Here is a 24142-nt window from a genome sequence, read left to right on the forward strand (position 1 = left end):
TGCGAGCCATGACGGAGACCACCAGATCCCCCGCCCGGACGAAGGCGATCCGCGCGGCGAAGTACACCGGCGCCGCACTGCTGCGCTGCGCGCAGGTCCTGCTCATCGTTCTGGGCGCGCTGGGCCAGGCCTCGAGGAAGGGCTCGGGCAGCCGGTCGAGCGGATCGTCCGACGACGGGGACTGACCGGGCCCCGGACATGCGCCGGCCCCCGTCTCGCGGACGCGGGACGGGGGCCGGACTTCGTACGTATCAACCGGACTAGCCGAGCTCGTGCATCCAGCCGTGCTTGTCCTCGGCCTTGCCGCGCTGGATGTCCAGGAGCGCGTTGCGCAGCTTCATGGTGACCTCGCCGGCCTCGCCGCCGGACTGGGTCCACTCGGCGCCCGCGCGCTTGACCGTGCCGACCGGCGTGATGACGGCGGCGGTGCCGCACGCGAAGACCTCGGTCAGCTCGCCGGACTCCGTGGCGGCCTGCCACTCGTCGATGGAGACGCGGCGCTCCTCCGACTCGTAGCCGAGGTCGCGGGCGACCTGGAGGAGCGAGTCACGGGTGACGCCCGCGAGCAGCGAACCGGTGAGGGTCGGGGTGACGATCTTGTTGCCGTACACGAAGTACAGGTTCATGCCGCCCAGTTCCTCGACCCACTTGTGCTCGACGGCGTCGAGGTAGGCGACCTGGTCGCAGCCCTTGGCCGCGGCCTCGGCCTGCGCGAGCAGGGACGCCGCGTAGTTGCCGCCGGTCTTGGCGTCGCCGACGCCGCCGGGGACGGCGCGCACGCGGTCCTCGGAGAGCCAGATGGAGACGGGCTTCACGCCGCCGGGGAAGTACGCGCCGGCGGGCGAGGCGATGACGATGAAGAGGTACTCGTTGGCGGGCTTCACGCCCAGCCCGATCTCCGTCGCGATCATGAACGGGCGCAGGTAGAGGGACTCCTCGCCGCCGTGCGCGGGCACCCAGTCCTTGTCCTGCTGGACGAGCAGGTCACAGGCCTCGACAAAGGTCTCGACCGGCACCTCGGGCATGCCGAGGCGCCAGGCGGAGTGCTGGAAGCGCTTGGCGTTCATGTCGGGCCGGAAGGTGGCGACCGAACCGTCGGGGCGGCGGTAGGCCTTCAGGCCCTCGAAGATCTCCTGCGCGTAGTGCAGGACGTTCGTGGCCGGGTCGAGGGAGAGCGGTCCGTAGGGCACCAGCTGCCCGTCGTGCCAGCCCCGCCCCTCGGTCCACTTGACCGTCACCATGTGATCGGTGAAGTGGCGGCCGAATCCCGGGTTGGCCAGGATCTCCTCGCGCTGCGCGGCGGACAGCGGGGTGGCGGTGGGCTTGAGCTCGATCGTGGGCGTCGTCATGGTTGCGTGTCCTTCACCGTTGGTTGTGACGGACCGCGTTCACGCTTGCACTCCGGTACTAGGAAGTCCGAGCTTCGCCGTACACCGCGGCCCCACGTTCGATTATCGCGCGGGGAGCGGTGTGCTCGAAACGGCCCCGGTGGAGACCTGACGAGTACGGGTGCGTGAAGCGGCCCATGGGATTGATGGTCGCACCCAGGGGCCGCACAGGAACAGCCGCCGGGTGCGCTGTGCGACCCGGCGGCTGCTGCCGTGATGGTGAGCGCCGGGTCAGCCGGCTACTACTCGGGCGACGAGGGCGTCACCGATCTCGTCGGTGGAGCGCACGGCGTCGCCGCGCTCGCCGAGGTCCGCGGAGACCGCGGTCTCGATGCGGGCGGCCTCGGCCTCGTAGCCGAGGTGGCGCAGGAGGAGGGCGACCGAGAGGATCGTGGCGCTCGGGTCGGCCTTGCCCTGGCCCGCGATGTCCGGGGCCGAGCCGTGCACGGGCTCGAACATGGACGGGAACTCGCGGCTCGGGTTGATGTTCCCGGAGGCCGCGACGCCGATGCCGCCGGAGACGGCCGCGGCGAGGTCGGTGATGATGTCGCCGAAGAGGTTGTCGGTGACGATCACGTCGAACCGCGCCGGGTCGGTGACGAGGTAGATCGTCGCCGCGTCGACGTGGATGTAGTCGGTGGTGACCTCGGGGAACTCCTTGGCCACCTTGTTGAAGATGTTCGTCCACAGGTGGCCCGCGAAGGTCAGCACGTTGTTCTTGTGGACCAGCGTGAGCTTCTTGCGGGGGCGGGCCTGCGCACGGGCGAAGGCGTCACGGACCACGCGCTCGACACCGAAGGCCGTGTTGACGGAGACCTCGGTGGCGACCTCGGCCGGCGTGCCCTTGCGGATCACACCGCCGTTGCCCGTGTAGGGGCCCTCGGTGCCCTCGCGGACGACGACGAAGTCGATGTCCGGCTCACCCGCGAGCGGGGTCGAGACGCCCGGAAGGAGCTTCGACGGGCGCAGGTTGACGTGGTGGTCGAACGCGAAGCGGAGCTTGAGCAGGAAGCCGCGCTCCAGGACGCCGGACGGCACCGACGGGTCGCCGATGGCGCCGAGCAGGATGGCGTCGTGCTTCTTGAGCGAGTCGAGGTCGGCGTCCGTGAGGGTCTCACCGGAGGCGTGATAACGCTTGGCGCCGAAGTCGTACTCCTCGGTCTCCAGCTTCACATCCTGCGGAAGGACGGCGGAGAGGACCTTGAGACCCTGGGCCACGACCTCCTGGCCGATACCGTCACCGGGGATCACTGCGAGATTGATGCTGCGAGACATGCCAGCACCGTACCTCTCGTCCCATGGGATGACACGCGGCGTCCACCATCCGGACAGCGCCGGGCATGGTCTCCTCGTGGCCAGAAGTTGTTCACCCGTATGTATGGCGGGAGTTGGAAGTTACTGGGAAGTTCCCTCCCATGAGCCCTGCCAACGACACCCCCAATGTCGGCATCCCCGAACAGCTCGCCAGACGCCTGAGCATGCCCGAGCAACACGAGTACCTGCGGACGAGGTTCAGCAGGCGCCGCGCCCTGACGGGGGCCGCGGCCACGGTGGGCGGGGCCGCGCTGCTCGGCGGCGGCTCGGCGACCGGCGCGTACGCGACGCCCCTCCTCTCGGCGCGAGCGGCCGCCGCCCAGGTGGACGGCTCCCTCGTCGCCCCCTTCGGCCGGCATCTCGCCTTCGGCGCCGACCCGAAGACGCAGATGCGGATCTCGTGGCAGGTGCCGTTCGCGGTGAAGAACCCGTATCTGCGGGTGGGGTCGAAGCCCTGGGAGCTGAGCCGGAAGATCCCGGCGGAGGTGCGCGCCCTGCACACGCCGTCCCTGTCGAAGAAGCTCCCCGAGGTCGAGCAGCTCTATCTGCACGCGGCGCTCGACAACCTCAGGCCCGGCACGACGTACTACTACGGCGTCGGCCACGACGGCTTCGACCCGGCCGACGCGGAGCGCCTCGGCACGCTCGGCACCTTCCGTACGGCGCCGGCCGCCCCGCAGCCGTTCGTCTTCACGGCCTTCGGCGACCAGGGGGTGAGCTACGACGCGCTCGCGAACGACCAGGTGATCCTCGGCCAGAACCCGTCCTTCCACCTGCACGCGGGCGACATCTGCTACGCCGACAGCAGCGGCCACGGCAAGGAGTCGGACACGTACGACGCGCGCGTGTGGGACCAGTTCCTCGCGCAGACGGAGACCGTCGCCAAGTCGGTGCCGTGGATGGTGACGACCGGCAACCACGACATGGAGGCCTGGTACTCGCCCAACGGCTACGGCGGCCAGAGCGCCCGCTGGTCGCTGCCCGCCAACGGGCCCGACCCCGACAAGGCGCCCGGCGTCTACTCCTTCACGTACGGGAACGTGGGCGTGGTCGCGCTCGACGCGAACGACGTCTCGTTCGAGATACCCGCCAACAAGGGCTACCTGGACGGGAAGCAGACCGCCTGGCTCGACAAGCGGCTCGGTGAGCTGCGGGCGCGGGACGACATCGAGTTCGTGGTCGTCTTCTTCCACCACTGCGCGTACTCGACGTCGACGCACGCCTCGGACGGCGGGGTGCGCGAGGCCTGGGTGCCGCTGTTCGCCAAGCACCAGGTGGACCTGGTGATCAACGGGCACAACCACGTCTACGAGCGCACCGACGCGATTCGGGGCGCCGGGAACGGCGAGGTCGGCAAGCCGGTGCCGGTCGGCGCGTCGACCGATCCGACGCGCGACGGCATCGTGTACGTCACCGCGGGCGGCGCCGGCAAGGACCTCTACGGCTTCGGGCCGGGCGTGCCCGACAGCTACGAAGGCAACGTGCACGATCGCGACTCGATCGTCACCTTCCACTGGACGAGGTCACGCCTGCCCGACCCGGACACCGTCGAGTGGTCCCGGGTGCGGTACACCGGCTTCTCGTTCCTCGCGGTGGAGGTGGAGAAGGGCCGGATGAAGGTGTCGGCGCTGGCCGAGACCGGCGAGCGGATCGACCACTTCGAGGTGAAGCGGGGCTCGTGAAGCAGGCTTCTGCTTGTGAAGCAGGCTTCTTGAAGTGGTTCGGGGACCGGTCTCAGTGACCGGTCTCGCCGCCGTTGTCCCTGCGGTCGAGGGCGCGCTGGAGGGCGGCGGCCGCGGTCCTGGCGGCCTGGCGGTCGGCTTCGCTCGACGGGGAGACGTGACGGACTCGGCGGCGGGCGGGCGTCGCAGTGGCCATGAGGGATCGACTCCTTGAGAATCCGTGGGAATCCTCGCGCGCCGTGCGCGCAGGGGGATTTCGAGGCGCCGGAAGGGCGGGGAGCGAGGAGCTGCAGGGGTTGCCTGCGGGGTGCTCCGGCTCGCGGCCGCCATTCGCCGGATCGGGCGAGTCGTTCGGCTCCTACAAAGCTAGGACAGGTCTCTGCTTCTGTCTCCACAATTACTCGGACTTCCTACTATCTGAGACGGGACCCACATCTCGTTCCCCGCAGGCCCCTTTGGCCACAGCCGTCACAGAGGTGGCCGGGTCCTGTGGTGTGGGCGGGCCGGGCCATGGCGCGGCAGCCGTCCACGCACCACGATGGGTCCCCTACCGGCCGGGCCGCGGTGGCCCGGCCGGCCCTGGGGAGGAGTCCCACCATGCGCGTGATCAGTCAGCGTCGGCTCGGCGGACCCGAGGTGCTCGAAGTGGTGGAGGCTCCGCGGCCCGAGCCGCGGGCGGGCGAGGTACTGGTCCGGGTCCGGGCCGTGGGGGTGAACCCGGTGGACCGCATGGCGCGCTCCGGCTCCGCGCCGCTCTTCGGCGACCCGCCGTTCACGCTCGGCTGGGACGTCTCGGGCGTCGTCGAGTCGGCGGGCCAGGACGTCACCGAATTCCGGCCGGGCGACGAGGTGTTCACGATGATCCGGGGCGGCGGCTACGCCGAGTACGTCGTGGTCCGCACCGAGCACCTGGCGCCGAAGCCGGGCAATGTCGACCACGTGCACGCGGCGGCGGTGCCCTCGGCGGCGCTCACCTCCTGGCTCGCGCTCGTCGACACCGCGCAGATCGGTCCTGGCCGCCGGGTCCTGATCCACGCGGCGGCCGGCGGTGTCGGGCATGTGGCGGTGCAGATCGCCAAGGCCGAGGGCGCGTACGTGATCGGTACCGCGCGCGCCGACAAGCACGAATTCCTGCGCGAACTCGGCGTCGACGAGCCCATCGACTACACGACCACGGACTTCGCCCACTCCCTGCGCGACGTGGACGTGGCCTTCGACCTGATAGGCGGCGACTACGGCCCGCGCACCCTGGTCACCCTGCGCCCGGGCGGCCTCCTGGCCTCGGCGGTGCTCTGGGACCCCGGCGTCACCAAGGAGGACGCCGAGGCCCGCGGCGTCCGCTTCGCCCCCATCTCGGTCCAGCCCTCGGGCGCCACGCTGCGCAAGGTCGCGGCCCTGCTGGCGGCGGGCCGCCTGCGCGCCCACGTCTCGGCGACACTCCCCCTTGAAGAGGCCGCCAAGGCCCATGAGTTGGGCGCCTCGGGCCGCACCCAGGGCAAGATCGTCCTGACGGTTCCCTGAGCACCCTGCCGCCCAAGGCGGCAGGGTGGGCAAGGCTCAGTCGACCAAATCAAGCCCCGCCGGCGATTGAGGCGCGGGGTCCGGGGCGGAGCCCCGTGGCGTAGGACCGGCCCACACGAAACCGCCCCCGACCGAGGAGAAAACCTCGACCGGGGGCGGCAACCGCTGCAGGGGCGTCAGCCCATGTGCGGGTACACGTAGTCCGTCGGCGGAACCAGCGTCTCCTTGATGGCACGCGTCAGCGTCCACCGCTGAAGGTTCTGCGGCGCACCCGCCTTGTCACACGTACCGGACGCACGCCCACCACCGAAGGGCTGCTGCCCGACGACCGCGCCCGTCGACTTGTCGTTGATGTAGAAGTTGCCCGCGGCGTAGCGGAGCTTCTCCATCGTGTGGGCCGCGGCGGCGCGGTCGTTCGCGACGACCGAGCCGGTCAGCGCGTAGTCCGAGGCCGACTCCATCTGCTCCAGCATGGCGTCGTACTGGTCGTCCTCGTAGACGTGCACGGCGAGGAACGGGCCGAAGTACTCGGTGGAGAACACCTCGTTGGCGGGGTCCGTGCACTCGACGACGGTCGGCCGCACGAAGTAGCCGACGGAGTCGTCGTACGTGCCGCCGGCGACGATCGTGCAGCTCGGGTCCGCCTTCGCCCGGTCGATCGCCGCCTTGTTCTTGGCGAACGCGCGGTCGTCGATGAGGGCGCCGATGAAGTTCGACAGGTCGGTGACGTCACCCATCTTGATGCCGTCGACCTCGGCCGCGAACTCCTCCTTGAAACCGGAGTTCCAGATGGAGGCGGGGATGTACGCGCGCGAGGTGGCGGAGCACTTCTGCCCCTGGAACTCGAAGGAGCCGCGGGTCAGCGCGGTCTTCAGCACGGCGCGGTCCGCGGACGGGTGCGCGACGACGAAGTCCTTGCCGCCGGTCTCGCCGACGAGCCGCGGGTAGGTGCGGTACTTCTCGATGTTGTTGCCGACCGTCTTCCACAGGTGCTGGAAGGTCTTGGTCGAACCGGTGAAGTGGATACCGGCGAGGTCGCGGTGGTTGAGCGCGACCTCGGAGACCGCGAGGCCGTCGCCCGTCACCAGGTTGATGACGCCCTTCGGGAGACCGGCCTCCTCAAGCAGCTGAAGCAGCAGCACAGCCGCGTGCGTCTGCGTCGGCGACGGCTTCCACACGACGACGTTGCCCATGAGGGCGGGCGCGGTCGGGAGGTTGCCCGCGATGGCCGTGAAGTTGAACGGCGTGATCGCGTAGACGAAGCCCTCGAGCGGGCGGTGGTCCATGCGGTTCCACACGCCGGTGGAGTTCGCCGGCGGCTGCTCCGCGAGCAGGTTGCGGGCGTAGTGGACGTTGAAGCGCCAGAAGTCGATCAGCTCACAGGGAGTGTCGATCTCGGCCTGCTGCGCGGTCTTCGACTGGCCGAGCATCGTCGAGGCGGCCAGCGTCTCGCGCCACTTCGTGGACAGCAGCTCCGCGGCGCGCAGGATGATCGCGGCGCGGTCGTCGAAGGACGTCGCGCGCCAGGCCGGGGCGGCGGCCAGGGCGGCGTCGATCGCGTCCTGGGCGTCCTGCTCGGTGGCGTTGGCGTACGTACCGATGACGGACTTGTGGTTGTGCGGCTGCACGACGTCGAAGCGCTCGCCGCCACCCAAACGACGTTCGCCGCCGATGGTGCAGGGCAGCTCGATCGGGTTGTCGGCCAGCTCCTTGAGCTTGGCCTCCAGGCGGGCACGCTCCGGGGAACCGGGGGCGTAGCCGTGCACCGGCTCGTTGACCGGGGCGGGGACCTGGGTCACGGCGTCGAGGGTCATGGGTCCGTATCTCCTTCGGGGGTCGGGGAGTTGGGGACGGAACGGGAAGCTTGTGGGTCAGCCCTTGGTGAGGACCGAGCGGGCGAAGAAGAGGAGGTTGGCCGGCTTCTCCGCGAGGCGGCGCATGAAGTATCCGTACCAGTCGGTGCCGTATGCGGTGTAGACACGCATCCGGTGTCCCTCGGCGGCGAGCCGCAGCTGCTCGTCGCTGCGGATCCCGTACAGCATCTGGAACTCGTACTCGTCCAGCTTGCGCCCGGCCTGCCGGGCGAGCTCCTGCGCGATGGAGACGAGTCGCGGGTCGTGTGACCCGATCATCGGGTACCCGGCACCCTCCATGAGGATGCGCATGATCCGGACGTACGCCTTGTCGATCTCGGCCTTGTCCTGGTACGCGACCTCGGCGGGCTCCTTGTAGGCGCCCTTCACGATGCGTACGCGGCTGCCGGCGGCGGCGAGGCGGCGGGCGTCGTCCTCGGTGCGGAACAGGTAGGCCTGGATGACGCAGCCGGTCTGCGGGAAGTCCTTCCGCAGCTCCTCGTGGATGGCGAACATCGAGTCGAGGGTGGTGTGGTCCTCGGCGTCGAGGGTGACCGTGGTGCCGATGGCCGCGGCGGCCTCGACGACCGGGCGGACGTTGGCGAGCGCCAGCTCGTGGCCGCCGTCCAGCGCCTGTCCGAACATCGACAGCTTCACGGACATCTCGGCCTTCGTGCCGAGGCCCAGGTCCTTGAGACGCTCGACCAGGGTCAGGTACGCGTCCCGCGCGGCCTGCGACTGCTCGACGGTGGTGATGTCCTCACCGACGACGTCGAGCGTGACCTCCAGGCCCTTGGCGGCGGCGTCCTCGATGATCGGCACGACCTGGTCGACCGACTCACCGGCGATGAAGCGGTCGACGACCTGCTTGGTGCCCGGCGCCGCCGACACGAAGGCGCGCATCTTGTCGCTGCGCGACGCGGCGAGGATCAAGGGAGCCAGCACGGGGCACCTCCACGGATCACTGATTGATTACGTCAAATATGGCCATTCCCGTACAGACGGGGACGGCACGGAGAACCACTCAGAAATCTAAGGATCCCTCCGATCCTGTGCCATCGACACCTGTCACGCATCTGTGGCCCCCACCTCAGACATCTGTATGAAGAGGGGCGTGAAGAGGGGCCCGGGATGGGCGAGAATGGCGGGGTGAAGGGCGATTACCAGGACCTGGTCGACGAGATCTCGGCGCTGCTCGGCGCCCCTGCGACCCTCGAGAACCGCGACTTCCGCCTCATCGCCTTCGGCGCCCAGGCCAGCGCCGACGACGACGCCGACGGTTTCGACGAGGCCGCGCTCGACCCCGTACGCACGCGCTCGATCCTGACGCGCGGCTCGACGTCGGCGGTCCGCTCCTGGTTCGAGGGCTTCGGCATCGCGAGCGCCAAGGACCCCGTCCGGATCCCGGCGACCCCGGAGGCCGGCGTCTACCGCGGCCGCATCTGTCTGCCCGTACGCCATCACGGCTTCGTCCTCGGCTACGTATGGCTGCTCGACGACGATCCGGGTCCCACGCGGGAGCAGCTCGACGCGGCGATGGAGGTGACGGGCCGGATCGGCGCGCAGCTCGCCGACGAGGCGCAGGCGGGCGCGGACCTGACCCGCGAGTTCCACTCCGTGCTCACGGCGGAGCGGGGCTGGCAGCGGGACATGGCGGTGGCTGCGCTGCGCACGGCGCTCGGCAGCCGGGCGCCGGGCCTGCACACGGTGGTCTGTGTCGCGCCGTGGCCCTCGGCGGACCCGGACAACGCGCCGTCGGTGCGCACCCTCCCGGCGGCGGACGCGCTGTGCACGGTGCCGTGGGGCGCGACGGGGCAGTGCCTCGCCCTGCTGGTGCGGCTGCGTTCGCGCGAGGCGCTGGCGCCCGCGCTGACCGCGGCGGCGAAGCTGCGCGCCCGCGCGGGTTCGCCGGTGGCGGCGGGCGTCGGCGCCGCGCGCGACGACCTCGCCGAACTGGCGACGGCCTGGCAGGAGGCGACGGCGGCGGCGCGCGCGGCGCTGGCCGACCCGCGGCTCGGCCCGGACGCGCAGTGGTCGTCGATCGGCCCGTACCGGCTGCTTACCGCGCTCCCCGCGGAGGCCGCGCACGACCCCGTGGTCGCGCCCCTGCTCTCCCCCGCCCACCGCCAACTGGCGCGCACCGCCGAGGTGTTCCTCGACTGCGCGGGCCAGGCGGGCCGCACGGCCGCGGCCCTCGGCATCCACCGCCAGACGCTGTACTACCGCCTGTCGCGGGTGGAACAGCTCACCGGGCTCGACCTGGACGAGGGCGAGGACCGGCTGCTCCTGCACATGGGGCTGAAGGCGTCACGCCTGTGACGCGGTGATGATGCGCCGCAGCCCGTCGGTGAGCTCCTCGGCGCTGGGCGCACTCTCCGGGTCGAGCATGTACTCGGCGATGAGCCCGCTCATCAGCGTCATGTAGAACTTGCCGAGCGTGCCGACGCTCGGGTGGTCGGCGGGCGGCTCCTCGCCGCCCATGAACATGGGGATGACGCCGCGACCGCCCTCGCTCTGGGCGCTCGCCACGATCTCCCGCACGCCGGGCAACTTGTCGCCCAGCACCACGAGTTCCATGCCCAGATGCCAGATGGAGCCGGGCTTGCCCATGCTCTCGATGACGTTGCCCCACACCTCCTGGAAGCGCTCGAGAGAGCCGGGCGGGGTCGTGAGGCCGCCCTGGTCGAAGGCGTCGGCCGAGCCTTCCACCAGCTCCAGGTAGGCCTGCGCGAGCAGCGTGTCCTTCGAGCCGTAGTGGTAGCCGATGGAGGCCAGGTTGGTCCCGGACTCCTTGACGATGTCGCGCGCCGTCGTGCGCGCGAACCCCTTCTCCATCAGGCAGCGCTTGGCGCCTTCGAGCAGATCCTCACGATGTCCCATGGGCCCACCCTAGCCGGAATCCAGACGAGCGTCTTAAACACTCGTACTAGACAAGCGTTTAAGACGCTCGTACAGTTCCTGGCATGACGAACCCGACGAGCACCACCCCACCCGCCGCATCCCTTGCGGGGCGCCGCGAGTGGACCGCACTCGGCGTGCTGATGCTGCCGCTGCTCCTCGTCTCGATGGACGTCTCCGTCCTCTACTTCGCGATCCCCGAGATCAGCGCCGACCTGGCGCCGACCGGCACCCAGCAGCTGTGGATCTTCGACGTCTACGCGTTCGTACTCGCCGGCCTGCTGATGACGATGGGCTCGCTCGGCGACCGGATCGGGCGCCGCAAGCTGCTCCTGATCGGGGCCGCCGCCTTCGGCACCGCGTCCCTGCTGGCCGCGTACGCGAACAGCGCCGAGACGCTCATCGCCGCCCGCGCGCTCCTCGGCGTCGGCGGCGCGACCCTCATGCCGTCCACCATGGGGCTCGTCCGCACGATGTTCACCGACCCCGGCCAGCGCGCGAAGGCGATCGGCCTGTGGTCGGGCGTCATGACCGGCGGCGTCGCCCTCGGCTCGGTGATGAGCGGCGTCCTCGTCGAGCACTTCTGGTGGGGCTCGGTCTTCCTGGTCAACCTGCCCGCGATGGTGCTGCTCCTGGTCCTCGGCCCGTTCCTGCTGCCGGAGTCCAGGAACCCGGAGCCCGGCCGCTTCGACCTGCTCAGCGTGCCGCTGTCGATGGCCGCCGTACTGCCCGTCATCTACGGCATCAAGGAGATCCCGTCCGAGGGCTGGAACGTGCGCTACGTCGTCTCGATCACCGTCGGCCTGCTGTTCGCCGCCCTCTTCGTGCACCGCCAGCGCACCACGAAGTCGCCGCTGGTCTCCCCCGCGCTCTTCCGCGGCCGTGGGTTCGCCCCCGGAGTCGTCCTGAACCTCGTCTCGTCCTTCGGCATGATGGGCTCGGCGTACTTCACCACGCAGTACCTCCAGTCCGTGCTCGGCAAGAGCTCCATGGCGGCCGCCCTCTGGTCACTGCTTCCCACCGTCCTGGTCGGTGTGGCGGCTCCCGTCTCGGCCCAACTCGTCGCGAAGGGCGTGCACCGCGCCCACGTCGTCGCCGGCGGCTTCGCCGTCGCCGCCTGCGGATACGCGCTCCTTGCCCTGGCCGACACCGACTCGCTCTGGCTGGTCCTGGCCGGCGCGGGCGTCCTCGCCTCCGGAATCGTGACCGTGATGTCCCAGATGATGGACCTGGCGCTCGGCACGGTCCCGGCCGCCAACTCGGGCTCCGCGGCATCCCTGTTGGAGACGGGAGCCGAATTCGGCGGCGCCCTCGGCATGGCCGTCCTGGGCTCCATCGGCACGGCCGTCTACCGCCACGGCATCCCCACCGACGCCCCGGCCGCGGCCCACGAAACCCTGGGCGGCGCCCTCGCGGCGGCGGGCCAGCTACCGTCCGCGGCGGCCCACACCCTGACAGCCACGGCCCGCCAAGCCTTCACCGACGGCATGCAGGCGGCGTCGATCGCGGGCGCGATCCTCCTCCTGGCCGCCGCAATCCTCTCCGCGACGACCCTGCGCAAGGTGACGGTGCACGCGACCCCACCGATCGACGAGCCGACGAACCCGGACGCGACACCGACCGAGAGGACGCCGGCTTGACGGGACGGGCAGGTTCGGGCGGCTCGGACGGTTCTGGCCGGCCGGGCAGCCCGGCAGCTCCGGCAACTCGGCCAACTCAACCGCCCGGCAGCGCAGACAGCTGCCGGGCGGTTCGTGCCGCCCGGCAGCCCGGCGACTCATGCAACTCGATAACCCCGGCGCCCCGGCAGCACAGGCAGCACGCACAACCCCGCAGCCCGAGCACCCGGGCCGGTCGGGGCCGCCCGGCAGCCCCGACGGCTCCGCCCGACCGGGCGGCCCCGACAACTCCGCCCGACCGGCGGCCTCGGCAGCTCGTCGGAGGCGTCCGCCGGTCGTGAGGGGCCGTGCCAGGATGGGGGCGTGGCGCAGACATTCGATACGCCGTTCGTCGGTCGGGCGGGCGAACTCGCCCGGCTCACCGGTGTTCTGGAGCGGGCCGTGGGCGGTGAGCCGCGCGCCGTTCTCGTGGCGGGGGACGCCGGCGTCGGCAAGACGCGGGCTCTGACGGAGGCCGCCGCGCACGCCGCCGCCACCGGCCTGACCGTCCTGACCGGCCACTGCGTGGACCTCGGGGACGTGGGCCTTCCGTACCTCCCGTTCACGGAGATCCTCGGCGCGGCGGCCGCCGACGACCGGCTCGCCCCGGCCTTCGCCGCGTACCCCGCGGTGGACCGGCTCATCGGCGCGGCCTCGGGCGCGGGACCCGCGCCGGACCCGGGCAGCCGCCTCCAGCTCTTCGAGGGGGTCGCCGGACTCCTCGCCGACCTGGCCGACCTGACCCCGCTCCTCCTGGTCGTCGAAGACCTCCACTGGGCCGACCAGTCGTCCCGCGACCTGCTCCGCTTCCTGCTCAGCCGGGGCGGCCCGCCCCGCCGCCTCGCCGTCTTCGCCTCGTACCGCTCGGACGACCTGCACCGCCGCCACCCCCTGCGGCCACTGCTCGCCGAGCTGATCAGGCTCCCCGCCGTCGACCGCCTCGAACTGCGCCCGATGGCCGACGCGGACATGGCCCGGCTCGTCCGCGCCCGCCGCACCGGCCCCGTGCCCGACGGCACGGTCCGCCGCATCGTCGACCGCGCCGAGGGAAACGCCTTCTACGCCGAGGAGTTGCTCGCCGCGCTGCCCGGCGACGACACGGGGGACCCCGGCATGCCCAGCGGCCTCGGCGGTCTGGCCGACGTGTTGCTCATCCGGGTCGAGCAGCTCACCGAGACCGCCCAGCAGGTCCTGCGCACGGCGGCCGTCGCCGGCCGCCGCGTCGGGCACGACCTGCTGCGGGCCGCCGTACAACTGCCCGAGGGAGAGCTGGAGTCGGCGCTGCGCGAGGCCGTCGAACGCCAACTCCTCGTGCCGGGCGACGACACGACGTACTCGTTCCGGCACGCCCTCACCCGCGAGGCCGTCTACGCGGACCTGCTGCCCGGCGAACGGGTCCGGCTGCACGGGCGGTTCGCCGCGCTCCTCGCGGGCGAGGGCCGTTCGCCGCAGAGCGCGGCGGAGCGCGCCCACCACTCGCGCGAGAGCCACGACCTGCCCGACGCCCTCGCGGCCTCCCTGGAAGCCGCCGACCACGCGCAACGCGTCGGCGCCCCCGCCGAGGAGCTTCGGCACCTGGAGACCGCGCTCGAACTACTGGCCGTGGTGGACGCCCCCGCACGCCCCGAGGACGGCGACACGACCACCCTCACCCTGCGCGCCTCGGCCGCCGCCGCCCGCGCGGGCGACCCCCATCGCGCGGTCCAGCTCACCCGCTCCGCGCTCGCCCGGGCCGGATCCGACGCCGACTCCGAACTCGCGGCGCGCGTGCGCTACACCCTCGCGGGCAACCTGATCCGGATCGACCACCTGGAGGCCGCGTTCACGTACAGCAGCGAGGCACTCGCGCTGATCCCGGCCGAACCGCCCTCGGGCACCTGGGTGTGGGCCGCCGCGACCCACGTCCTGGCCGCGCGGCACGTGGGCCGGAACGAGGACGCCGAGCGCGTCGCCCGGCAGGCGCTCGACGTCGCCGAGCGACTCGAACTCGCCGACGCCCAGGCCGACTTGACGATCTCACTGGTCGGCCTGGAGAGGGCACACAACCGGCGTACCCCACAGGGCCGGGAACGACTGGTCAGGGCCCGCGAACTGGCCGGCGCCGCCGGGAACCTCGCGGTGGAGATGCGGGCGCTCTACAACCTCGCCATCGGCTGCTACGAGTCCGGCGACCTGGACGCGTGTCTGCCCTGGCTCGCCGACGGCCTCGACCGCGCCCGCCGCGCCGGCCTCCTCACCTCTCCGTACGCCCTTGAACTGCGCTACCTGCAATCCCTGCTGCTCTACACGCTGGGCCGCTGGGACGAGTGCGCGCGGGCGGCCGTCGCCGACACCGAACTGCTGCCGCCCGCGGGCGGGTTCGCGATCGCGCCCGCGCTGTACGTGGCGCTGGCCCGCGGCGACCACGACACGGCCGTCACCGGGGCCCGGGGCCTGCTCGACCGTCACTTCGACTGGATGGCGGCGCTCGTCGCCGCGATCGTGCTGACCGACGCGGCGGCGCTGCGCGGCTCCGCCGAGGACTGCGTACGACAGATGCACGCGTCGGTCGAGTCACTCACCGACGTCTCGGGCGGCGCGCGCCCCGACGCCGTGGTGCGGCTCGCCGCCCTGGCCCTGGCGGCCGTCGCGGACGCGGCGGAGGAGGCCCGCCTGTCCGGGGACACGGCGGGCGCCGACCGCTGGGCGGCGACGGCCACCGAACTGGTGAAGCTGGCCCGCGAAACGGCGGCCCGCGGCGAGGACGGCACGGAGCAGGGCCCCGAGGGCCTGGCCTGGCTGGCCCGCGCCGAGGCCGAGCGGATGCGCGCCGCGAGCGGCCCCGACGCCGCGGCCTGGGAGCGGGCCGTGACGGCGTTCGACTACGGCGATCCGTACGAACTGGCCCGCTGCCGCCGGAGGTTGGCCGAGGCCCTGCTCACCGACGACCGCCGCGAGGAGGCCGCCGAGCAGGCGTACGCGGCCCGCGACGCCGCCGTCCTGCTCGGCGCCGAGCCACTGCGCGAGGCCCTGGACACCCTGATCCGGCGGGGCCGCCTCGCCGACGCCCCGGCCGCCGGGGACCGTATCGCCGCGCTGACCGCCCGGGAGAGCGACGTGCTGCGGCTGCTCGGCCGGGGGCGCACCAACCGCCAGATCGGCGAGGAGCTGTTCATCAGCGCCAAGACCGCGAGCGTCCACGTCTCGAACATCCTCGCCAAACTCGGCGCCGCGAGCCGCACCGAGGCCGTGGGCATCGCCTACCGCGAGGGCCTGATCGAACCGGAGACCAGCACCCGCGGCTGAACGCACGAGGGCCGGGCCACCCCACCACGGGTGACCCGGCCCTCCAGCTGAAGCAAAGACCTCAGACGAGGTTGACGGACCGCGCCGAGGTCGCGCCGATCTCGGCGGCCAGCTCGTTCAGGACCGACTGCGGCACCGTGTCGTCCACGGTCAGGACCGCGAGGGCCTCCCCGCCGACGTCCGCGCGCGACACCTGCATGCCGCCGATGTTGATGCCCGCCTCGCCGAGGACACGGCCGACCGTGCCGACGACGCCCGGACGGTCCTCGTAACGCAGGACGACCATGTGGTCGGCGAGCGCCAGGTCCACGTCGTACTCGCCGACGGCGACGATCTTCTGAAGGTGCTTCGGGCCCGCGAGCGTGCCGGAGACCGAGACCTCCTCGCCGTCACCGAGGGTGCCGCGCACCGTCACGACGTTGCGGTGCTCGTGCGACTCGGAGGACGTCGTGAGGCGGACCTCGACGCCGCGCTCCTGCGCGAACAGCGGGGCGTTGACGTAGCTCACCGTCTCGTCGACGACGTCCTCGAACACGCCCTTGAGCGCGGAGAGTTCGAGCACCTTCACGTCGTGCTGGGTGATCTCGCCGTACACCTCGACGTCGAGGCGGACCGCGACCTCGCCCGCGAGCGCGGTGAAGATCCGGCCGAGGCGCTCGGCGAGCGGCAGGCCCGGCTTGACGTCCTCGGCGATGACGCCGCCCTGGACGTTCACCGCGTCGGGCACGAGCTCACCGGAGAGCGCGAGGCGCACCGACTTGGCGACGGCGACGCCCGCCTTCTCCTGCGCCTCGTCCGTGGAGGCGCCGAGGTGCGGGGTGCAGACGACCTGGTCGAACTGGAACAGCGGGGAGTCCGTGCAGGGCTCCTTCGCGTACACGTCGAGGCCGGCGCCCGCGACGCGGCCCTCCTTGATCGCCGAGTACAGCGCCTCCTCGTCGACGATCCCGCCGCGCGCGGCGTTGACGATGCGCACGTTCGGCTTGACCTTGTGCAGCGCCTCGTCGCCGATCAGGCCCAGCGTCTCGGGGGTCTTCGGGAGGTGGACGGTGATGAAGTCCGAGACCTCGAGCAGCTCGTCGAGGGAGAGGACCTTCACGCCCATCTGCGCGGCGCGCGCGGGCTGCACGTACGGGTCGTACGCGACGACCTTCATGCCGAAGGCGGACATGCGCTGCGCGACGAGCGCGCCGATGCGGCCGAGGCCGACGACACCCAGCGTCTTCTCGGCGAGCTCGACGCCCGTGTACTTGCTGCGCTTCCACTCGCCGCCCTTGAGGGCCTGCGAGCCCTGCGGGATGTTGCGCGCGGTGGCGATGAGGAGACCGCAGGCGAGCTCGGCGGCGGTCACGATGTTCGAGGTCGGCGCGTTGACGACCATCACGCCTGCCTTGGTGGCGGCGGACACGTCGACGTTGTCGAGGCCGACGCCGGCTCGTGCGACGACCTTCAGCTTCTTCGCGGCGGCGATCGCCTCGGCGTCGACCTTGGTGGCCGAGCGGATCAGGATCGCGTCGACATCGGCGATGGCCGGGAGCAGCTCGCCCCGGTCCGCGCCGTTGCACTGGCGGATCTCGAAGTCCGGGCCCAGGGCGTCGACCGTCGCGGGCGACAGCTCTTCGGCGATGAGTACGACGGGTTTGCCGTTGGCAGCAGTGCTCACGTGAGTCCTCACAAGTCCCATTGCGGACGGCCGTCCCGACGGCCGCAGGCGGTGGAGGGTGGGTGCCGCGTGGAAGACGCACGACGCTGTGGGCCCGACGCGAATGTAGTCAGCAGTGTAGTGGCGCTGGGGAGGGCGTCTTACGCCTCCCCGGAAGGATCACCCGTCCGAGTCTGGACGGAATGGACAACGGGCCGCGGCATCGGCCGCGGCCCGTTGTCACGAGGCTTACGCCTCCTCGTTGTCCACCCAGCTCATGAGCTTGCGCAGCTCCTTGCCGGTGGTGGCGAGCAGGCTGTCCTCGTCCTGCTTCTTGTACTCGTTGTACTTCTTCAGACCGCCGTGGTACTCGTCCATCCAGTTCTTGGCGAACGTGCCGTCCTGGATCTCGGCGAGGACCTTCTTCATCTCGGCCTTGGTGGCGTCCGTGATGATCCGCGGGCCGGTGACGTAGTCGCCCCACTCGGCGGTCTCGGAGACCGACCAGCGCATCTTCTCCAGGCCGCCCTCGTACATGAGGTCGACGATGAGCTTCAGCTCGTGCAGGCACTCGAAGTACGCGATCTCCGGCTGGTAACCGGCCTCGGTCAGCGTCTCGAAGCCGGCCTTGACCAGCGCGGCCGTGCCACCGCAGAGAACGGCCTGCTCACCGAACAGGTCGGTCTCGGTCTCCTCGGTGAAGGTCGTCTTGATGACGCCGGCGCGCGTGCCGCCGATGCCCTTCGCGTAGGAGAGGGCGAGCTCGAAGCCCTTGCCCGTGGCGTCCTGCTCGACGGCCGCGATGCACGGAACGCCGCGACCCTCCTCGTACTGACGGCGCACGAGGTGGCCCGGGCCCTTCGGGGCGACCATGCAGACGTCCACGCCGGCCGGCGGCTTGATGAAGCCGTAGCGGATGTTCAGGCCGTGGCCGAAGAACAGCGCGTCGCCGTCCTTCAGGTTCGGCGCGATGGTCTCCTCGTAGACCTTGCCCTGGATCGGGTCCGGGACCAGGATCATGATGACGTCGGCCTCGGCCGCGGCCTCGGACGGCGTGACCACGCGCAGGCCCTGCTCCTCGGCCTTCGCCTTGGACTTGGAGCCCTCGTGCAGGCCGACGCGCACGTCGACGCCCGAGTCACGCAGCGAGAGCGCGTGGGCGTGGCCCTGGGAGCCGTAGCCGATCACCGCGACCTTGCGGTTCTGGATGATGGACAGGTCGGCATCGTCGTCGTAGAACAGCTCGGCCACTGGGGTTCTCCTTGGTGTGCTGGTGTTGCGTCCCACCGTACGGCGGGGTGCGGAACAAAGGTTTTCGGGTCTCGGTATCCGAGAGGGGGCGCGCCGAAGCGCTACGCGGTGCGGTCGAGCGCCCGCAGGCTCCGGTCGGTGATGGAGCGCGAGCCGCGGCCGACCGCGATGGTGCCGGACTGGACGAGCTCCTTGATGCCGAAGGGTTCCAGCATCTTGAGCATCGCCTCCAGCTTGTCGCTGGAGCCGGTGGCCTCGATGGTGACGGCCTCCGGGGAGACGTCCACGGTCTTGGCGCGGAACAGCTGGACGATCTCGACGATCTGCGAGCGCGTCTCGTTGTCGGCGCGGACCTTGGCGAGCACCAGCTCGCGGGCCACGGCCGAGTCGGGCTCCAGCTCGACGATCTTCAGGACGTTGACCAGCTTGTTGAGCTGCTTCGTGACCTGTTCGAGCGGGAGCGATTCGACATTCACGACGATGGTGATGCGCGAGATGTCGGGGTGCTCGGTGACGCCGACGGCGAGCGAGTCGATGTTGAAGCCGCGGCGCGAGAAGAGGGCGGTGATCCGGGCGAGGACACCGGGCTTGTTCTCGACCAGGACGGAGAGCGTGTGCTTGGACATATCTCTTGGTCTCTCTCTACGTCTCGTCGTCGCTCAGTCGTCGCTGTCGCCGAAGTCGGGGCGGACGTCCCGAGCGGCCATGATCTCGTCGTTGGAGGTGCCGGCGGCGACCATCGGCCACACCATGGCGTCCTCGTGGACGATGAAGTCGACCACGACCGGGCGGTCGTTGATCGAGTTCGCCTCCTCGATGCACTTGTCGAGGTCCTCGGGGCGCTCACAGCGGATGGCGTAGCAGCCCATGGCCTCGGACAGCTTCACGAAGTCCGGGACGCGGGTGCCCTTGTTGGGCGGGGTCTCGCCGTCCGGGCCCGCGTGCAGCACGGTGTTCGAGTAGCGCTGGTTGTAGAACAGCGTCTGCCACTGGCGGACCATCCCGAGGGCGCCGTTGTTGATGATGGCGACCTTGATCGGGATGTTGTTCAGGGCGCAGGTGGTCAGCTCCTGATTGGTCATCTGGAAGCAGCCGTCGCCGTCGATCGCCCAGACCGTCTGGCCCGGCGCGCCGGCCTTGGCGCCCATCGCCGCGGGCACCGAGTAGCCCATGGTCCCGGCGCCGCCCGAGTTCAGCCAGGTGGCCGGCTTCTCGTACTGGATGTAGTGCGCGGCCCACATCTGGTGCTGGCCGACGCCCGCCGCGAAGATCGTGTCCGCGGGGGCGAGTTCACCGATCCGCTCGATGACCTGCTGCGGGGAGAGCGAGCCGTCCGCGGGCTGGTCGTAGCCGAGCGGGTACGTCTCGCGCCAGCGGTTCAGGTCGTTCCACCAGGCGCTGTAGTCGCCCGCGTGACCGTCGCTGTGCTCCTTCTGGACCGCCTGGATCAGGTCGGCGATGACCTCTCGGGCGTCCCCGACGATCGGCACGTCGGCGGCGCGGTTCTTGCCGATCTCCGCCGGGTCGATATCGGCGTGCACGATCTTCGCGAACGGGGCGAAGCTGTCGAGGTTGCCGGTGACGCGGTCGTCGAAGCGGGCTCCGAGGGCGACGATCAGGTCGGCCTTCTGCAGCGCGGTGACGGCGGTGACCGCACCGTGCATGCCCGGCATTCCCACGTGCAGCGGGTGGCTGTCGGGGAACGCGCCGAGCGCCATCAGGGTGGTGGTGACGGGCGCTCCGGTGAGCTCGGCGAGCATCTTCAGCTCGGCGGTGGCACCTGCCTTCATGACACCGCCGCCGACGTAGAGGACGGGCCGCTTCGCATTCGTGATCAGCTTCGCGGCCTCGCGGATCTGCTTGGCGTGCGGCTTGGTCACCGGGCGGTAGCCGGGCAGGTCCTGCTGCGGCGGCCAGGTGAACGTCGTCTGCGCCTGCAGGATGTCCTTCGGGATGTCGACGAGGACGGGGCCGGGACGGCCGGTGGCCGCGATGTGGAACGCCTCGGCGATCGCCTTCGGGATGTCCTCGGCCTTGGTGACCAGGAAGCTGTGCTTGGTGATCGGCATGGTGATGCCGACGATGTCCGCCTCCTGGAAGGCGTCCGTACCGATCGACTTGGAGACCACCTGGCCGGTGATGGCGACGAGCGGAACCGAGTCCATCATCGCGTCCGCGATCGGCGTCACCAGGTTGGTCGCGCCCGGGCCCGAAGTGGCCATGCAGACCCCGACCTTGCCGGTCGCCTGCGCATAACCGGTGGCCGCGTGTCCCGCTCCCTGCTCGTGGCGGACGAGCACGTGGCGCACCCGGCTCGAGTCCATCATCGGGTCGTACGCGGGAAGGATCGTGCCGCCGGGGATGCCGAATACGGTGTCGACCCCGACCTCCTCAAGCGAGCGAATGAGGGACTTCGCACCCGTGACGTGCTCGACGGGGGCGGACTGCTGTCCTCCGGAACGGGGCCGCGGCTGCGGCTGGCTGGCCCCGGTGGCCTGCTCGGTCATCGGCATTCTCTTCTCGATGCTGAGGGTTTTTGCGAGGGTTCTGCAGGGTCTTACGTGTGTGTCGGGCGGTCGGCGGCGGATCTGAACCCGCACCAGTGCAACAAAAAACCCCTCGTGCCGTGAGGCAAGCGAGGGGAGCGCGCCGGGTGCGGTCGCTGGGGATTCCGGTGTTCTCCACCGGTGGTCCCAGCTTCAGCCGACGCGCTTTCCAAGTACGAGAATTCGGGTGCGCATGGCACTGACCCTCCCCCCGGCGCGTAGGGCGTGTCAAGTGGGTGGGACGGGCGTCTCATTATGTGAGCGCAGGGTGGTGAAGCCCGCGAACACCGGCTCGGCGGGGCCCGTGGGGACCGGATACTCCCCCGAGGTGAGCGCGCGACGCAGCCGATACTCGTCGAGCGGACCGGAGAACGCCATGCCCTGCCCGTGCGTGCACCCCATCGAGCGCAGCGCCGCGACCTGCTCGGGCAGGTCCACACCGTCCGCCACGGAGTTGAGCCCGAGGTCGCCCGCGATCCGCAGCAGCCCACTGGTGATCTTGTGCAGCCGCGCGGACTCGACGACGCCCTCGATCAGCGAGCGGTCCAGCTTCAGTACGTCGACGGGGAGGCGGCGCAGCGCCGTGATGGCCGCATAGCCGCTGCCGAATCCGTCCAGCGCGATCCGGACGCCGAGACGGCGCAGCGCCGTCAGACGCCGCTCCAGCTCGTCCAGCGGGACTCTGGGGTCGCTGTCCGCCAGCTCGATCACGAGCGCGCCCGAGGGCAGCCCGTGCCGCGTGAGGAGTGCTTCTATCGAGCCGAGCGGCATGGCCCGGTCGAGGAGCCGGCGGGCGCTGATCCGCACGGCGACCGGCGTCGCGTGCCCGCTGTGCCCGCGCTCGGCGGCCTGCTCGACGGCCTCCTCCAGCATCCAGCGGCCGAGCTCCGCGGTGCGCTCGCTGTCGTCGGCCACCCGCAGGAACTCGGCGGGCGTGAACAGGATGCCCTGCGCGCTGCGCCATCGGGCCTGCGCGGCGACCGCCGTGATCCGGCCGTCGTCGAGCGAGACGATCGGCTGGTGGAGCAGCGCGAACTCGCCCTCGTGCAGCGCCGATCGCAGCCGCGTCGCCAGCTCCGCCTTGCGTACGACATCGGCCTGCATCTGCGGCGCGTACAGCTCGACGCGGCCCTTGCCCGCCGCCTTGGCCCGGTACATCGCCAGGTCGGCGTTGCGCAGCAGCTCCCCCGCCCCGATGTCCGGCTCGGCGAAGGCGACGCCGATGGAGGCGGCGACCCGCACATCGTCGTGCCCATCGATCGAGTACGGCTGGGAGAGGGTGATTCTGAGCCGGTCGGCCAGCTCGTAGATCTGCTGCTCTCTCGCGGAGTGGTCGCGTCCCCCGTCGCCGACGATCAGCGCCGCGAACTCGTCACCGCCGAGCCGGGCCGCGGTGTCCGAGGCGCGCACGGATTCGGCCAGCCTCCGCGCCGCCTGGACGAGCAGCTCGTCGCCCGCCTGGTGGCCGATCGTGTCGTTGACCTGCTTGAAGCCGTCGAGGTCGATGAAGAGCACGGCGGTGCCCAGGTCGCCGGACCGGCGCCCGGCGAGGGCCTGCCCGACCCGCTTGGTGAACAGCGACCTGTTGGGCAGGTCGGTCAGCGGGTCGTGCTCCGCGTTGTGCTGCAACTGGGCCTGGAGGCGCACCCGTTCGGTCACGTCTCTGCTGTTGAGGATCAGGCCGCCGTGGTGGCGGTTGATCGTCGACTCCACGTTCAGCCAGGTGCCCGTGCCGGACCGGAAGCGGCATTCGATGCGCGTAGTGGGTTCCTCGATCTGGCTCGCGGCGAGGAACCGGCGCACCTCGTGCATCACACGCCCGAGGTCCTCGGGGTGGATGATCGACGCGAGCTCGGAGCCGACGAGATCCTCCGCGTCCCGCCCGTAGACGCCCGCGGCGGCGGGGCTGACGTATCTCAGCGTCCCGTTCGGCGCGGCGATCATGATGACGTCGCTGGAACCCTGGACCAGCGAGCGGAAGTGGTTCTCCTTCTGCGCCAGCTCCTGCGTGAGCGTGATGTTGTCGAGCAGCATGATGCCCTGGCGCATGACGAGCGCGAGGACGACGGTGCAGGCCGTGAAGAGCACGACGCGGTCGACCCGATGCCCGTTCAGCACGTTGTAGAGAATGCCCAACGTGCAGACGGCGGCGGCCAGATAAGGGGTGAGCGCGGCGAGCGAGCCGGAGATCGGCCGGGTGTAACTGACCTGATAGCGGCCACCGGGCCCGAGCGGGCGGTCCTCCTCGCGCACACCGCGCCGCGCCCCCACCCACGGCGCGTACGCGAGCAGCAGCGAGCCGGCGAACCAGCCGGCGTCCAGGATCTCGCCCGAGCGGTAACTGGCGTGCAGCAGCGGCGAGGTGAACAGGGCGTCGCACAACACGGTGAGGGCGAGCGCGCCGATCGCGGTGTTCACCGCCGTGCGACTCCCGGGAGAGCGCCGGAAGTGCAGCGCGAGCACCATGCTGACCAGGGCGATGTCCAGCAGCGGATACGCGAGGGAGAGGGCGGTGCGGGTGACGCTCTGGCCCTCGAACTCGGCGGTGTGCGCGAGGGCGAGGCTCCAGGAGAGCGTGACCAGGGAGCCGGCGATGAGCCAGGCGTCGAGCGCGAGGCAGATCCAGCCGGCCTTGGTGACGGGCCGCCGGGCGAGGACGAGCAGGCCGATGATGGCCGGGGGCGCGAAGCAGAGGAAGAACAGGTCGGCGAGGCTCGGCGTGGGCACCGGCTCACGCAGGACGACCTCGTACCAACCCCACACGCCGTTGCCGAAGCTGGCCATGAGCGAGGAGAAGGCGAACAGGAGCCAGGCGGGTCGAAAGCGGCCGCGACTGCTGCGCGCGTACACGAAATTCGATACGGCGGCGATCGCCGCCGCGATGCTCAGGCCGAAGTCGCCCATGATCAGGGCGAGCCGGTCGGACCCCCAGCCGACCGCGGACCCCACCGCGAAGCCGGCACACAGCAGGGCGAGGAGCAACTGGGCTCCCGAGCCTCCCCGCTGCGGCGCGCGGACGGGGGCCTGGCCGCCGGAGTACATCGAGGCGCCCAGTGCTGTCGTCGGCGTGGGGTGCGTACTCACCGGACCGCCCCGGTCCGCCG

Annotated in this window: 17 protein-coding genes; 6 read left to right on the top strand and 11 right to left on the bottom strand. The window is 71.0% G+C overall.

Going from position 1 to position 24142, the window contains the following annotated elements; translation table 11 throughout:
* Positions 1-8: 8 nt before the first annotated feature.
* A complete protein-coding gene (locus tag ACP4E5_RS15885; protein ID WP_425829151.1) occupies positions 9-185 on the top strand; it encodes a hypothetical protein in 177 nt (58 codons plus the stop codon).
* Positions 186-260: 75 nt separating this feature from the next.
* Here ACP4E5_RS15885 and ACP4E5_RS15890 read toward each other — a convergent pair whose 3' ends face one another.
* Positions 261-1349, bottom strand: a complete 1089-nt coding sequence (locus ACP4E5_RS15890; protein ID WP_425829153.1) for a branched-chain amino acid aminotransferase — start codon at positions 1347-1349, stop codon at positions 261-263.
* A 270-nt stretch (positions 1350-1619) separates the two neighbouring features.
* The gene (locus tag ACP4E5_RS15895) at positions 1620-2663 is read right to left on the bottom strand and encodes a 3-isopropylmalate dehydrogenase (protein WP_425829155.1); all 1044 of its coding nucleotides are present in this window, start codon (positions 2661-2663) and stop codon (positions 1620-1622) included.
* Positions 2664-2803: 140 nt separating this feature from the next.
* Between ACP4E5_RS15895 and ACP4E5_RS15900 the strand changes: the two genes are divergently transcribed.
* Positions 2804-4384 carry a purple acid phosphatase family protein gene (locus ACP4E5_RS15900; protein ID WP_425829157.1) on the top strand — a complete coding sequence of 527 codons (1581 nt, stop codon included), beginning with the start codon at positions 2804-2806 and terminating at the stop codon, positions 4382-4384.
* A 52-nt stretch (positions 4385-4436) separates the two neighbouring features.
* Here the strand turns inward: ACP4E5_RS15900 and ACP4E5_RS15905 are convergent, their stop codons facing one another.
* Entirely contained in the window at positions 4437-4580 is a 144-nt protein-coding gene (locus ACP4E5_RS15905) for a hypothetical protein (protein WP_425829159.1), read from the bottom strand.
* A gap of 401 nt (positions 4581-4981) precedes the next feature.
* Here ACP4E5_RS15905 and ACP4E5_RS15910 point away from each other — a divergent pair, with 401 nt between their 5' ends.
* On the top strand, positions 4982-5905 hold the full coding sequence (locus ACP4E5_RS15910) for an NADP-dependent oxidoreductase (protein WP_425829161.1): 924 nt from the start codon (positions 4982-4984) through the stop codon (positions 5903-5905).
* A gap of 176 nt (positions 5906-6081) precedes the next feature.
* Here the strand turns inward: ACP4E5_RS15910 and pruA are convergent, their stop codons facing one another.
* Positions 6082-7719 carry an L-glutamate gamma-semialdehyde dehydrogenase gene (gene pruA, locus ACP4E5_RS15915; RefSeq protein ID WP_425829163.1) on the bottom strand — a complete coding sequence of 546 codons (1638 nt, stop codon included), beginning with the start codon at positions 7717-7719 and terminating at the stop codon, positions 6082-6084.
* A gap of 57 nt (positions 7720-7776) precedes the next feature.
* Complete coding sequence (locus tag ACP4E5_RS15920) at positions 7777-8703, bottom strand: proline dehydrogenase family protein (protein ID WP_425829165.1); 927 nt, start codon at positions 8701-8703, stop codon at positions 7777-7779.
* Positions 8704-8889: 186 nt separating this feature from the next.
* Between ACP4E5_RS15920 and ACP4E5_RS15925 the strand changes: the two genes are divergently transcribed.
* Positions 8890-10077 (top strand): PucR family transcriptional regulator, encoded by a 1188-nt coding sequence (locus ACP4E5_RS15925; protein ID WP_425829167.1) that lies wholly within the window; start codon positions 8890-8892, stop codon positions 10075-10077.
* On the opposite strand, the gene ACP4E5_RS15930 is transcribed toward ACP4E5_RS15925, so the two are convergent.
* Positions 10066-10638, bottom strand: coding sequence for a TetR/AcrR family transcriptional regulator (locus ACP4E5_RS15930; RefSeq protein ID WP_425829169.1), 573 nt, complete (start codon positions 10636-10638; stop codon positions 10066-10068). The genes ACP4E5_RS15925 and ACP4E5_RS15930 overlap by 12 nt on opposite strands.
* Positions 10639-10721: 83 nt before the next feature.
* Between ACP4E5_RS15930 and ACP4E5_RS15935 the strand changes: the two genes are divergently transcribed.
* Positions 10722-12296, top strand: a complete 1575-nt coding sequence (locus ACP4E5_RS15935) for an MFS transporter (protein ID WP_425829171.1) — start codon at positions 10722-10724, stop codon at positions 12294-12296.
* 342 nt (positions 12297-12638) lie between these two features.
* The gene (locus ACP4E5_RS15940) at positions 12639-15599 is read left to right on the top strand and encodes a helix-turn-helix transcriptional regulator (RefSeq protein ID WP_425829173.1); all 2961 of its coding nucleotides are present in this window, start codon (positions 12639-12641) and stop codon (positions 15597-15599) included.
* Between the two features lie 61 nt (positions 15600-15660).
* On the opposite strand, the gene serA is transcribed toward ACP4E5_RS15940, so the two are convergent.
* From serA to ACP4E5_RS15965, 5 genes are all read right to left on the bottom strand, one after another.
* Positions 15661-17283 (bottom strand): phosphoglycerate dehydrogenase, encoded by a 1623-nt coding sequence (serA, locus tag ACP4E5_RS15945; protein WP_425829175.1) that lies wholly within the window; start codon positions 17281-17283, stop codon positions 15661-15663.
* Positions 17284-17490: 207 nt separating this feature from the next.
* Positions 17491-18492, bottom strand: coding sequence for a ketol-acid reductoisomerase (ilvC, locus tag ACP4E5_RS15950; protein ID WP_425829177.1), 1002 nt, complete (start codon positions 18490-18492; stop codon positions 17491-17493).
* 101 nt (positions 18493-18593) lie between these two features.
* Positions 18594-19118 (bottom strand): acetolactate synthase small subunit, encoded by a 525-nt coding sequence (gene ilvN / locus ACP4E5_RS15955; RefSeq protein ID WP_425829179.1) that lies wholly within the window; start codon positions 19116-19118, stop codon positions 18594-18596.
* Positions 19119-19151: 33 nt separating this feature from the next.
* Positions 19152-20999, bottom strand: coding sequence for an acetolactate synthase large subunit (locus ACP4E5_RS15960; RefSeq protein WP_425829181.1), 1848 nt, complete (start codon positions 20997-20999; stop codon positions 19152-19154).
* Positions 21000-21266: 267 nt separating this feature from the next.
* Complete coding sequence (locus ACP4E5_RS15965; RefSeq protein ID WP_425841370.1) at positions 21267-24080, bottom strand: putative bifunctional diguanylate cyclase/phosphodiesterase; 2814 nt, start codon at positions 24078-24080, stop codon at positions 21267-21269.
* Positions 24081-24142: the final 62 nt, after the last annotated feature.

Origin of the sequence: Streptomyces fractus, assembly GCF_049844455.1 — a bacterium.
Classification (GTDB): Bacteria; Actinomycetota; Actinomycetes; order Streptomycetales; family Streptomycetaceae; genus Streptomyces; species Streptomyces fractus.